This window comes from Micromonospora sp. WMMD964, assembly GCF_029581455.1.
Taxonomy (GTDB): domain Bacteria; phylum Actinomycetota; class Actinomycetes; order Mycobacteriales; family Micromonosporaceae; genus Micromonospora.
The window spans coordinates 5,791,873-5,805,095 of the sequence record NZ_CP120860.1; the positions used below are offsets into that span (position 1 = coordinate 5,791,873).

The 13,223-nt window shown below is 71.3% G+C and carries 9 protein-coding genes; 5 read left to right on the forward strand and 4 right to left on the reverse strand.

Annotation, left to right across the window (positions count from 1 at the left end; all coding sequences use genetic code 11):
• Positions 1–30: 30 nt before the first annotated feature.
• Both O7616_RS26365 and O7616_RS26370 read left to right on the forward strand, forming a co-directional pair.
• Complete coding sequence (locus tag O7616_RS26365) at positions 31–435, forward strand: hotdog domain-containing protein (RefSeq protein WP_282304474.1); 405 nt, start codon at positions 31–33, stop codon at positions 433–435.
• A complete protein-coding gene (locus tag O7616_RS26370) occupies positions 432–1,262 on the forward strand; it encodes an MBL fold metallo-hydrolase (RefSeq protein WP_282304475.1) in 831 nt (276 codons plus the stop codon). The genes O7616_RS26365 and O7616_RS26370 overlap by 4 nt, the downstream gene beginning before the upstream one ends.
• A 28-nt stretch (positions 1,263–1,290) precedes the next feature.
• On the opposite strand, the gene O7616_RS26375 is transcribed toward O7616_RS26370, so the two are convergent.
• The 3 genes from O7616_RS26375 to O7616_RS26385 form a co-directional block, all read right to left on the reverse strand.
• A complete protein-coding gene (locus O7616_RS26375) occupies positions 1,291–3,072 on the reverse strand; it encodes an RICIN domain-containing protein (protein ID WP_282304476.1) in 1,782 nt (593 codons plus the stop codon).
• A 147-nt stretch (positions 3,073–3,219) separates the two neighbouring features.
• Complete coding sequence (locus O7616_RS26380) at positions 3,220–4,161, reverse strand: carbohydrate kinase (protein WP_282304477.1); 942 nt, start codon at positions 4,159–4,161, stop codon at positions 3,220–3,222.
• 113 nt (positions 4,162–4,274) lie between these two features.
• Positions 4,275–5,426, reverse strand: coding sequence for an XdhC/CoxI family protein (locus O7616_RS26385; RefSeq protein WP_282304478.1), 1,152 nt, complete (start codon positions 5,424–5,426; stop codon positions 4,275–4,277).
• 352 nt (positions 5,427–5,778) lie between these two features.
• Between O7616_RS26385 and O7616_RS26390 the strand changes: the two genes are divergently transcribed.
• Positions 5,779–6,870 (forward strand): lytic polysaccharide monooxygenase, encoded by a 1,092-nt coding sequence (locus O7616_RS26390; protein ID WP_282304479.1) that lies wholly within the window; start codon positions 5,779–5,781, stop codon positions 6,868–6,870.
• A gap of 93 nt (positions 6,871–6,963) precedes the next feature.
• Here O7616_RS26390 and asnB read toward each other — a convergent pair whose 3' ends face one another.
• Positions 6,964–8,925: an asparagine synthase (glutamine-hydrolyzing) gene (gene asnB / locus O7616_RS26395; RefSeq protein ID WP_282257874.1), complete on the reverse strand. Its 1,962-nt coding sequence runs from the start codon at positions 8,923–8,925 to the stop codon at positions 6,964–6,966.
• Positions 8,926–9,057: 132 nt separating this feature from the next.
• Here asnB and O7616_RS26400 point away from each other — a divergent pair, with 132 nt between their 5' ends.
• Positions 9,058–10,539, forward strand: a complete 1,482-nt coding sequence (locus O7616_RS26400) for an aminopeptidase P family protein (RefSeq protein WP_282304480.1) — start codon at positions 9,058–9,060, stop codon at positions 10,537–10,539.
• A gap of 589 nt (positions 10,540–11,128) precedes the next feature.
• Positions 11,129–13,030, forward strand: a complete 1,902-nt coding sequence (locus O7616_RS26405) for a hypothetical protein (RefSeq protein ID WP_282304481.1) — start codon at positions 11,129–11,131, stop codon at positions 13,028–13,030.
• Positions 13,031–13,223 lie beyond the last annotated feature (193 nt).

The window sequence follows — 13,223 nt, forward strand, 5'->3', positions numbered from 1 at the left end:
CGGGCCCGGCGAGCACCTAGGCTGACGACCATGCAGGAGCAGCCCGAGCCGGCCTTCGCGCCGGGTCTGACCGCCCAGGTCGAGTTGACAGTCACCGACGCGGACACCGCCCAGGCGGTGGGTTCGGGGGACGTACCGGTGCTGGGCACTCCTCGGGTGCTCGCGCTCGCCGAGGCGGCCACCGTCGCGGCGACGGCGACCGGGATGCCGCCCGGGTTCACGACGGTGGGCACCCGGGTCGAGGTGGAGCACCTGGCGCCGACCGTGGTCGGCCGGACGGTCCGGGCGCAGGCCCTGCTGGCGACCGTCGACGGTCGTCGGCTGTCGTTCGAGGTCACGGTCAGCGACGGTGACCAGACGGTGGCCCGGGGCCGGGTCGACCGGATCATGGTGGACCGGCAACGCTTCGTGGAACGCGCCGGGCGGGCCTCGTGAACGCCGGGTTCGTCGAGGTCGCCGACCGGGTGCACCTGCTGCGCGAGCCGATGCTGCGGGTCAACGTCACCCTGGTGGTGGGCGACGACGAGGCCCTGCTGGTGGACACGCTCTCGTCGGCCGCGCAGGCCGCCGACCTGGCCGCCGCCGTCCGGGCGGTCACCGACCGGCCGTTGACGCTCGTCAACACCCACCACCACTACGACCACTGCTTCGGCAACGCCGTCCTGGCCGGTGAGCCATCCCGCCCGGTGTACGCGCACGAGCTGGCCGCCGCGGCCCTGCGCGACGAGCCGGAGCGGCTGCGCCGGGAGGCGTACGAGGAGGTGCGGACGGAGCACCCGACGCTCGCCGCCGAGCTGGCCGACACCCCGCTGCTCGCCCCGACGCACCCGGTGCAGACGGAGACGACGCTCGACCTGGGTGGCCGGCGGGTGCTGCTGCGGCACCCGGGCCGGGGGCACACCGAGGCCGACCTGGTGGTGCACGTGCCGGACGCCGACGTGCTGGTCGCCGGGGACCTGGTGGAGCAGAGCGGCCCACCCGCCTTCGAGGACTCGTACCCCCTGCGGTGGCCGGACGCGGTCGCGGACCTGTTGCGGCTGACCACGGCGCGCACGGTGGTCATTCCGGGCCACGGTGACCCGGTGGACGTCGATTTCGTCCGCGCCCAGCACACCGAGCTGGCCAGGTTGGCCTGGCTGATCCGGGCCGCGCACACCGGCAGCGCGCCGCCGGAGCGGGTGGCCGCCGAGGCGCCCTTCGGCGCGCGCGCCGCCCTGGTCGCCGCCCGGCGCGGCTATCTGGAACTCGACGGCGAGGGCTGACCCTCGTCCCGCGGCGCGCCCGACCCGGCTACGCCGGGGTACGCCGCCACTGCTGCTGGTTGCCGGTGTTGCACGTCCACTGCACGACGCGGGCACCGTCGGTGGTGGCGGCGTTGAGCACGTCCAGGCACTTGCCGCTGTGCCGGGCGACGAGCTGCACGTAGCCGGTGCCGAGGTCCTGTACGCGCCACTGTTGGTTGGTGCCGCCGTTGCAGGTCCACTGGGTCACCCGGATCCCGTCGGCGATGGCGCCCGCGCCGCCGTACACGTCGAGGCACTTGCCGCTGTGCACGCTGACCACGGTCTGGTAGCCCCCGCCCGCGTCCTGGAACCGCCACCGCTGGTTGGGCTGGCCGTTCGCGGCCCACTGGACCACGTCGGCGCCGTCGGTGGTCGCGTTGTTGGACACGTCCAGCAGTTTGCCGCTGTGCCGTGCCGTGAGGGTGGAGGTGGTGGGCACCGGCACCGTGGTCTCCGGCGCGAGCCGGTACAGCCCGGCGCCGTGGGCCGGGAGGGTACGGGTGAAGGTCCCGCTCGCCGTGCCGAGGGCCGCACCGGACCACAGGTCCGTCACGGTGGCCGACCCGATGCCCAGGTCGGCCAGGTTGACAGTCACCGGGGCCGCGCTGTTCTCCCGGTTGAACAGGGCGACGTACCGGTGGTCGCCGCCCGGCACGTCGGCGGTCCACACCTGCCGGGTGCCGCCGGTGAGCTGGCGGTTGTCGGTGCTGTTCTGGTCGACGGCCAACACCGCCGCGTTGGTCATCAACGCCAGCTCGGAGGCGCGGTTCTCGACCAGGTTGCCGCCCCACATCAACGGCGCGCGGTTGATCACCCAGAGCGACATCAGGGTGCGCTGTTCGTCCGCGGTCAGGTTGGAGTAGCGCGGCGAGCCGACCGGCCCGTACTTGGAGAGCCGACCGATCGGGATCATGTCCGGGTCGGGCCAGGCGCCGGTGGCACGGTACGGGGTCCAGTTGCGGAGTTGGTCGAAGAGGGCGTCCACGGACGACCAGTTGTCCCACAGGTCGTTGACGATGCGCCACATGTGCGCGTTGTTCTGCACGTGCCCGCCGCCGGCCAGCGGGGTCGCCCCGGGCGACAGGCTCAACACCATCGGACGGCCGCTGCGCTGGATGGCGGTGCGGTATCCCTCGACCTCGGCCTGCCGGTACGTCGGTGCGGCGATGTCGTCCACCTTCACGAAGTCGACGCCCCAGGAGGCCAGCAGCTGGAACACCGAGTCCAGGTAGGTCTGCGCGCAGGGGTTGGACATGTTCAGGCCCCACATGAGGTTGAGCCAGGCCGCGGTGGTGGTGTTGTTGATCTGGTTGGCGCGGCAGGTGGTGCCGAGGATCGGGACGTTGTCGGCGACGGCCTGGCGGGGGATGCCGCGCATCAGGTGGACGCCGAACTTCAGCCCCTTCGCGTGGACGTAGTCGGCGAGGGGCTTGAACCCGTTGTCACCGGCGGCGGAGGGGAAGCGGGTGGTGTCCGGCAGCAGCCGTCCGTTGGCGTCCATCCGGAGCCGGGGTTGCAGGTTGGCGTCCTGGTTGGGGCTGTTGTTGTGTTGGCCGGGGTAGTACCAGGCCCAGTCGATCACGACGTACTGCCAGCCGAACTGCCGCAGGTTGGTGGCCATGTAGTCGGCGTTGGCCCGGACGTCGGCCTCGGTGACCCGCCAGTTGAACGAGTCGTAGCTGTTCCAGCCCATCGGTGGGGTGTCGGCCACGTCGTTGTCCCAGGCGAGCGCCCGTTGTGGCGGGCTGACGAAGATGCCAGCCGCGGCCACCAGAAGCATGATCAGCATGGCCGCGAGGGGGCGGAACGACGGAGGTACCAGGACTGGTGACATCGAAGCCTCCGGCGAGAAGCGCAGGGATGTTTCCATCGCAAGATGTCGATGTTAACGTTCACATTAAGTGGACGTCAAGACGACTCCCGCCCACGCGACGACTCAGCCGGGGCTTCCGAAGCGACGTTCCACATCGGCACGCGTGGGCATGGCGGTCGCGCCACCCGGCGACTCGCAGACCAGACCGGCGACCCGCAGCGCGAAACCCACCCGCTCGACCCAACCGTCCGGGGTGACCGGCTCACCGCCGACGAGCAGATCGGCGATCAACGCGGCCATCACCGAGTCACCCGCGCCGGTGGCGTCGATCGCGTCGACCTTCGGGGCCGGCACCCGGACCGGGTCGGCATCGGCGGCGGCCAACACCGCACCGGCCGCGCCGAGCGTCACCACCACCGTGGAGGCACCCAGCTCGCGCAGGTACGCGGCGACCCCCTCGACCGGCTCACCCGGGTAGAGCAGTCCGGCGTCGGCGGCACTCAGCTTGACCAGGTGCGCTCCGGCGGCGAACTCGGCCACCACCTCGCGCAGCCCCTCCAGAGCGGTCGGCCCGTCCAGCAGCCGGGGACGCACGTTCGGATCGAAGACCCGCAGACCGGTGGCGAGCGACCAGGCGCGTCGGGCGGCGGCGAGCGTGCCGGGCCGCAGGAGCACGATCGAGCCGCAGTAGAGGACGTCCGCGCCCTCCATCAGCGCGAGATCCAGGTCGTCGGGGCCGAGCAGCCCGTAGGAGGCCGGCTCGCCGTAGAAACGGAAGTCCGGCTCCGGTCCGGCGTACGTGACCACCGCGAGCGTGGTCGGCGCCGGCACCGTGACCGCGCCGGCCAGCCCGACGTCGGCCGCACTCAGGAAGGCGCGGATCCGATCAGCCAGCACGTCGTCGCCGAGCGAACCGACGAACTGTGCCTCGCCTCCGAGCCGGGCCACGCCGACGGCGACGTTGAGCGGCCCTCCGCCGATCGCCTGCCGGTAGACCCGCTCACCGTCGCGCTCACTGTCGAGCAGGTCGACCAGCGCCTCGCCGAGCACCACCGCGTATCCCATGCCGGGTCTCCCGTCCTCGCCAACCGCCACCGACCGTCGTACGCCGAGCCGATCGCCGTGGCACCAGGCTGGCACAGTGCGCCGCCCGACGGGCCCCGAAGCCGCCGCAACCGCTACCCCGGCTGGTGGATCGGCCCGTCGAGCGCCGCGAGAGGGCGCCCGGTGCCGCCCCACCGGGCCGCGACGATCTGCGCGGCCACGCTCACCGCGGTCTCCTCCGGGGTACGCCCGCCGAGGTCCAGCCCGATCGGGGAGGCGAGCCGGACGAGCTGCGCCGCGCTGAGCCCCGCCTCGCGCAGCAGCTTGAGCCGGTCGTCGTGGGTGCGTCGCGAGCCCATCGCGCCGACGTACGCCAGTGGGTGCCGCAGCGCCACCTCCAGCAACGGCACGTCGAACCTCGGGTCGTGGGTGAGGACACACACCACGGTCCGTTCGTCGACCCGACCGGCGTCCACCTCCGTACGCAGGTAGCGGTGCGGCCACCGCACGACCACCTCGTCCGCCTCGGGGAAGCGCCGAGCGGTGGCGAAGACCGGCCGGGCGTCGCAGACGGTGACCCGGTAGCCGAGGAAGGCGCCGATCCGGGCCACGGCGGCGGCGAAGTCGATGGCCCCGAAGACGATCATGCGGGGCGCTGTGGCGTACGCGGCCACGAAGAGGCTGACGCCGCTGCCGCGGCGCTGCCCGTGGTACCCGTACCGGAGCATCCCGCTGCGCCCGGCGGCGAGCAGCCCGCGGGCGTCGGCACCGGCCGCGTCGTCGAGCCGGTCGTCACCGAGGGAACCGATCGACAGCTGACCGGTCAGCACGAGCCGCCGGCCCAGCCGCCCGGCCGGGTCGACCGGCACCGCGCCCGGCGGGTCACCGGCGTCGGCCGCCACGCAGGTGACCACCGCCGCCGGTCGGCCGTCGCGGCGGGCGGCGGCGACCACGTCCAGCCCTGGCAGGGCGTCGGCGTCGACGCGTTCCACGAACACGTCCAGAGTGCCCCCACAGGTCAGGCCCACGGCGTACGCGTCGTCGTCGCTGACCCCGTACCGGATCAGCTCGGCTGCGCCGGTGTCGAGCACGCGACGGGCCCGCTCGTAGAGGTCCGCCTCGACGCAGCCCCCGGAGACGCTGCCGGTGACCGTGCCGTCGGCTGCGACGAGCATCGTCGCGCCGGGCGGCTGCGGCGCGGAGTGCCAGGTGGCCACGACGGTGGCGAGGGCGACCGGCTCGCCACCGCGGCAACGGCGGTGTGCCTCGTCGAACACGTCCGGCACCCGCCGCCACCTCCCGGTTTCCCGCTCCCCCAGGCAGGATATGGCGTCCACCGACGGGCGACGGGTCATTTCATCCATCGAGGAACGACTATTGCGCTGGGCGGCGCGGCGTGGTGGGATGACGCGTACCGGGCGGTGCGAGGGCTGTCGCGTCGCCGGTTGCCGGGTTCGTTTGGCGCGAGGGCACCGGTCCAGGGCAGGACCGACGATGGCGCACGTCCACCGGCCGATTCTTCGCCGGGACCGTCGCCGTGATCGTCGCACCGCTCACCGAAGCGGGCGATCAAGCCACATCCCCACCCGATTGCAGCGGGGCGTCGCTGGCGGCGCGCCTCGCGAGTCAGGAGAACCTGTGAACCGTTCCCGTACGGCCGCGTTGCTCATCGCGTCCGTGACACTCGCGCTGGGCGCTGTCGCCCTGGCGTCCAGTCCGCAGCCTGCCGAGGCGCACGGCGCGGCGATGACGCCCGGCAGCCGCACCTACCTGTGCTGGCAGGACGGCCTCAGCACGACCGGTGAGATCCGGCCGACCAACCCCGCGTGCTCCGCCGCCGTCGCGACGAGTGGCGCGAACTCGCTCTACAACTGGTTCAGCGTGCTCCGCTCCGACGCCGGGGGCCGGACCACCGGCTTCATCCCGGACGGCCAGCTGTGCAGCGGTGGTGCCACCGGCTTCCGCGGCTACGACCTGCCGCGTACCGACTGGCCGCTCACCCACCTGACCGCCGGGGCGCGGTTGGACTTCAAGTACAGCAACTGGGCCCACCACCCGGGCACGTTCTACTTCTACATCACGAAGAACAGCTGGAGCCCGAACCGGGCGCTGGCCTGGAGTGACCTGGAGGAGCAGCCGTTCCTCACGGTGACCAACCCGCCGCAGCGCGGAGCTGTCGGCACCAACGACGGTCACTACTACTTCAGTGGCAACCTGCCGTCGGGCAAGAGCGGCCAGCACATCATCTACTCGCGCTGGGTGCGATCCGACTCGCAGGAGAACTTCTTCGGCTGCTCCGACGTGGTCTTCGACGGTGGCAACGGCCAGGTGACCGGCATCCGGGGCGGCACGACGTCGCCGACCCCGACCACGCCGACGCCGGGGCCGACCGACCCGCCGCCGACGACCACCCCGCCGCCGGCCGGTGGCGCCTGCGCGGCCAGCTACAAGGTGACCGGCTCCTGGCAGGGTGGTTTCCAGGGCGAGGTCACGATCACGAACAACGGCAGTTCGGCGTTGTCCGGCTGGACCGCCAGCTGGACCTGGCCCAACGGGCAGTCGATCAGCCAGATCTGGGGTGCCACCCAGACGACGTCCGGCTCGTCGGTGACGGCGACGAACGTCGCCTACAACGGCACTGTCGCACCGTCGGGCACCGCGACGTTCGGCTTCCTGGGCAGTTCCACAGGAACCAACAGCGCCCCCACGGTGACCTGCGCCGCCCGCTGAGCGCCCCGCCGTGAATAGTTGATCAAGAGGTTTGCGTCACCGGAGTGACTCCGGATGACGCAAACCTCTTGATCAACGGGGTGAGGCCGTGGGTCAGCGGACCATGGAGCCCACGACCGGCTTGGTCAGCAGGGCGGACTGGTTGCGCTGGATGCCCGGGTCGAGCGTCTTCGACACGAAGATGGCGTGCCAGATGCAGAAGATCAACACCGTCCACACCTTGCGGGAGTGGTCGGCCTCCTCCCGCTTGTGCTCGTCGAGCAGTCGCAGCGCGTACGACAGGTCGAGCAGGTCACCCGCACCCGAGGTGCTCAGCACGTGCCGGGCCCACTCGTACATCTCACCGCGCAGCCAGACCCGGGTCGGGGTCGGGAAGCCCAGCTTCTTCCGGTTGACGATGGCCGGCGGCACGACACCCTGCAACGCCTGACGCATCGCGTACTTCGTGGCGTCGGAGCGCGGCGGCAGCTTCAGGTCGACCGGGATCTTCGCCGCGACGTCGAAGACCTCACGGTCGAGGAACGGCACCCGCACCTCCAGCGAGTGCGACATCGAGATCCGGTCGGCCTTCACCAGGATGTCGCCGCGCAGCCAGGTGTAGAGGTCGACGTACTGCATCTTCGTGACGTCGTCCAGCTCGGTGCACTCGGCGTAGATCGGGGCGGTGACGTCGGTGTAGCGCACCGAGGGGTCGTAGCGCCGCATCAGGTGCTGCTTCTCCTCCTCGGTGAACATCCGCGCGTTGCCGTAGTAGCGCTCCTCGATCGGGGTGGTGCCGCGCTCCAGGAAGCTCTTGCCCTTGACCCCCTGCGGGATCGCCTTGGAGACCGCGCGCAGGCCCTTCTGCACCCCGCCGGGCAGACCGTTCACGGTGCCCAACGACAGCGGCTCCCGGTAGATCGTGTAGCCGCCGAAGAACTCGTCCGCGCCCTCGCCGGACAGCACCACGGTGACGTGCTCGGCGGCCTTCTTCGCCACGAAGTAGAGCGGCACCAGCGCCGGGTCGGCCACCGGGTCGTCCAGGTGCCAGACGATCTTCGGCAACGCGTCGATCATGTCCTGCGGACCGATCTTGGTAGGGATCGTGGTGACGTCCAGGTGCCGCGCCGACTCCTGGGCGACGTCGATCTCCGAATAGCCCGGCACGTCGTAGCCGACCGTGAAGGTGAGGATGTTCGGGTTGAACTCGCGGGCCAGCGCGACCACCGCCGTGGAGTCGATGCCGCTGGACAGGAACGAGCCGACCGGCACGTCGGAGCGCATGTGCATGCGCACGCTCTCCCGCAGCGTCTCCCGGATCTCGTGGTAGAGCTTCTGCTCGTCGTCGACCGGTGCCGGCCGGAACACCGGCCGGTACCACCGGCGTACGTCGATCCGCCCGCCCGGGGTCCAGGTCAGGTACTCCCCCGAGCCGATCCGACTGATGCCCTTGTGCAGGGTGCCCGGCTCGGGGACGTACTGCAGGGTCAGGTAGTGGCTCAGGTTGGCCGGGTCGACACCCGCGTCACCCTGGTAGTTGCTGTGCGCGAACGGCAGCAGCGCCTTCTTCTCCGACGCCAGGTAGAGACCGTCGGCGGTCTCCAGGTAGTGCATGGGCTTGATGCCGAAGTAGTCCCGGGCACCGAAGGCGCGCCGCTCCTGCCGGTCCCAGATGACGAAGGCGAACATGCCCCGCAGCCGGGTGAGCACCTGCTCGCCCCAGAAGTGGTAGCCCGCCACGATCACCTCGCCGTCACCGGCGGTGGCGAACTGCGCGCCGAAGTTCCTGATCAGCTCCTCGCGCAGCTCGATGTAGTTGTAGATCTCACCGTTGAAGGTGAGCAGGTAACGACCGTTCGCGTAGGGCAGCGGCTCGTGGCTCGACGCGACGTCGATGATCGCCAGCCGCTTGTGGGCGAACACGCCGTCCGCGTACCGGCCGGAAGCGTCGCCGACCACCTCGACCCCGGTCTCGTCGGGGCCGCGGTGGTGCAGGCATTCCAACGCTCCGGCGATGTGGTCGCGATGCGCGGCGGCATTACCGTTCGCGCTGAAGAAGGCCAGAAGTCCGCACATGATGGCCATCTTTCCACGCGCGTTGTCGGCCCGTCGCAGGCGTCCGTCGATCGGCCCGCTCCCGGCGGGCGGCACCGCGAACCGGACGCGCGGTACCGTCGGGACCAGCAACGAAGCGGAGGGAGCGGCGCAATGACCGAGGGACGCACCGACGGTACGACGACGGACGGTACGGAATCACACGATCCGGACTTCCCGGAGGCGTTCCTGTCCTTCATGCGGCAGGGCTGGCGGGACACCGCGCTGCCCGTGACGCCTCGCCCGGAGACGCCGAACTACGCGAAGCGGCGCGCCGCGCTCTCGGCGGCCTTCCCCGGCGAGACACTCGTCATCCCCACCGGCACCGACAAGGTCCGGGCCAACGACACCGACTACCCGTTCCGGCCCGGCAGCGACTTCGCCTACCTGACCGGTGACCACGACGCGGACAGCGTGCTCGTGCTGCGACCGAACGGCTCGGGCCACGACGCGACGCTGTACATGCGACCCCGGTCGTCCCGGGAGACCGACGAGTTCTTCCGCAGCCGCAACGGCGAGCTGTGGGTCGGCCGGCGGCACACCCTCGCCGAGAAGTCGACCGAGCTGGGCCTGCCCACCGCCGACCTGACCGGCCTGGAGGCGACCCTCGCGGACCTCGCGCCGGGGCGTACCCGCGTGTTGCGTGGTTTCGACGCCCAGGTGGACGCGGCCGTGCGCCAGTACGACGGCGCCCGCGCCGAGGGTCAGCCGGCCCGCGACCGGGAGCTGGCCATCGCCATCTCGGAGATGAAGCTGGTCAAGGACGAGTGGGAGATCGGCCAACTCCAGGACGCGATCGACGCCACCGTGCGCGGGTTCGAGGACGTGGCCCGGATCCTCCCGGCCGACCGCGCGGTCTCCGAGCGGCTCCTGGAGGGTGTCTTCGCGCTGCGGGCGCGCCATGACGGCAACGACGTCGGGTACGGCTCGATCGTCGGCGCCGGCGAACACGCCACGATCCTGCACTGGGTGCACAACAACGGCACCACCCGGCCGGGTGACCTGCTGCTGATGGACATGGGCGTCGAGGGCCGCAACCTCTACACCGCCGACGTCACCCGCGTGCTGCCGGTGAGCGGCCGGTTCACCGCCCTGCAACGCCAGGTCTACGACATCGTGTACGCCTCGCAGCAGGCCGGCATCGAGGCCATCCGCCCCGGCGTGAAGTTCAAGGACGTCCACCTGACCTGCATGCGGGTGCTCGCCGAGGGCCTGTCCGACCTGGGTCTGCTGCCGGTGAGCGTGGACGAGGCGATGGACGAGAAGTCGACCGTCTACCGGCGGTGGACGCTGCACGGGTTCGGTCACATGCTCGGCATCGACGTGCACGACTGCTCGAACGCCCGCAAGGAGACGTACCGCGACGGCGCTCTGGGCGAGGGCTACGTGCTCACCGTCGAGCCGGGGCTGTACTTCCAGCCCGAGGACGAGCTGGTCCCGGCCGAGCTGCGCGGCGTCGGCATCCGGATCGAGGACGACGTGCTGGTCACCGCGACCGGCGCGACGAACCTGTCGGCCGGGCTGCCCCGCACCTCCGACGAGGTGGAGACCTGGCTGGCCGAGCAGCGCGAGGCCGGCCCCCGCCTGCCCGGCTGACCGCGCCACCAGCACCTCACCCTCGGGCCGCGACGACTGACCGTCGCGGCCCGACCCGTCTCCAGCCACCCCACTGCCTCCAGCCCGCCCCGCCGGGCCCCGCCGGCCCCGCCGGCCCCGCCGCGCCCCGCCGGCCCCGCCGCGCCCCGCCGCGCCCCGCCGCGCCCCGCCCCGCCCCGCCGGGCCCCGCCAGGCCCGGCACGAGGCCCGGCACGAGGCCCGGCACGAGGCCCGGCACGAGGCCCGGCACGAGGCCCGGCGCCTGATCCACTCCATATCGCCGAAGTGGCGGTATCCGGTTGCGGGGACAGCGCGATATCGGCGATGTGGAGTGGATCACGCCGCGACTCGTGGGTGAGGCTGCGCTTTCCGTCGGCGTTTGCGCTGCTCACGCCCCCTTTCAACCACCCCGAACCGGTTGCCCGACGTCAACCGGCCTGAGCCGAATGCGGGGTTATCTCGGATACGTCCGCATCGCGAAGATGGTTCTCATACGGTGGGGATCAGAGGCTACAACCCATTTGTAGCTGGTCGTGGCGCCCCAGGCGGTGCGACCCCGTCTGGTAGCAGGAAAGGGCGGAAGGCTCTGATGTCCAACGACGTAACGAGTACCGACGGCGGGGCCTCGACAGCTCCGCCGACACGACGAAGGCGGGCGCTGTGGGTCGCCGGCGTGGCCGGGCTGACCGGTGTGGTCGGTCTGGCGGCCCTCGGTGGCGTGGCCGCCCGGGACGACAAGCCCAAATCCGACCAGGTCTCGGACGCGCAGCCGTCGACCGACCGGCAGAACGTCAGTGACGCCGGCGGCGCGGACGAGGGTGGCTCGAAGACCGACGGTCGGGACGACGAGTGGAGCGGCGACGACTGGAGCGGCTTCGACGACCGGTCCGGCAAGGACGACAAGCGCGACGAGAAGGACCGCACCAAGCAGGTCCCGTGCGACAGCGACAAGCTGATCCAGGCCATCACGTTCGCGAACAACGACCACGGCGGCGTACTGGAACTGGCGAAGGGCTGCACCTACACCCTGACCCGCAACCAGGACGGCAACGGCCTGCCGGTGATCACCCAGCCCATCACCCTCAAGGGCGAGCACACCACGATCGGCCGGGAGGCCACCGCGGACTACTTCCGCATCCTCAACGTCGGCCCCGGCGGGCACCTCACCCTCAAGGGCCTGAGCATCAGGGGCGGGCAGACCCTCGAAGCCGCTATCACCGCCGACCCGGCGGCGGTCTGGGCGCCGTACTCCTCGATGGTCCGCTCCACGGTGACCAGCACGGCAGCCAAGCCGGCCGCAGCACCGGCAGCGAAGCCGGAAGCGAAGCCGGCCGCAGCAGCGGCAGCGAAGCCGGCAGCGGCGGCGACCAAGGCGGCGGCCAAGCCGAAGGCGGCGGCGACCAAGGCGGCGGCCAAGCCGGAGGCGGCGGCGACCAAGGCGGCCGCCAAGCCGAAGGCCGCCGCCAAGGCCACGCCGACGGCGCCGAAGGCCAAGGCGTCGAAAGCCACGGCAGCGGCAACCAAGGCAGCGGCCGAGCCGAAGGCAACCGCCAAGGCCCAGGCGGCAGCGGCGACCAAGGCAACCCCGCTAGCCGCGCCGGCGGTGACCCCGTTGGTGGAGCAGCCCGGGTTCACCGACGGCGCCGGGGTGCTGGTTCAGCCCGGTGGACGTGCGGAGATCCTGGACAGCGAGTTGCTCTACAACCAGTCCGGCGGCAACGGCGGCGGGCTGGCCAACTTCGGCAGCACCAGACTGAGCAAGACGACGGTGGCCCACAACACCGCCTTCTTCTTCGGCGGCGGCATCTTCAACGCCGGGGTGCTCCAGGTGGACGAGTCGAAGATCACTGACAACACCGGCATCATCGGCGGCGGCGGCATCTCCAACGGGGCGGCCCGGATCTTCACCGACGATGTCGACGGCGGCTCGGTCTGGGTCTACAAGAGCGAGGTCACCGACAACGAGACGCTCGGCTTCGGCGGTGGCGTCCTGGACATCGAGGGCACCACGACCCTGCACGACACGAAGGTCAGCGACAACACCGCGGTCCTCGCCGGTGGCGGCGTGGCGGTGGCCGACAGCCGGCTCACGCTCAAGCACGCGACGGTGGTCAAGAACAGCACCGCCGGCGTGGGCGGCGGCCTGGCGGTCGCCTTCGACAGCGTCGCGACGATCGAGGACAGCGCCATCAAGGACAACACCGCGGGGTTCTTCGGCGCCGGCCTCTTCAACGAGGACAGCGTCACCACGTTGCGCGACAGCGAGGTGACGGGCAACCGGGCCATCGGTCCGCTGGCCAGCGGCGGCGGTATCTACAACACGGATGGCGGCGAGATCACCCTCCGCCGGACGAAGGTGACGCACAACTTCGCCACCCTTCCGCCCGGCGGCATCTCCAACGGCCTCGGCAGCTTCGTCCGGTTGGACGACGAGTCCGCGGTGTCCGCCAACCGCCCCACCAACTGCCTGAACGTTCCCGGTTGCTTCTGACCGGAACGGATGGCTGATCCACATAGAGGGTGCGCCCCTCCGAGCCGGTCACGGCACGGAGGGGCGTACCCATTTGGGCAGCTCAGGGGCCCTACGGGGGCGCCGTCCCCAACGGACCCTCCCGGCCGGTCCGCGCCGAAGATGAACCGAATGTGGGGTTCTCTCGGATAAGCCCACGAGGCGAGGAACCTTC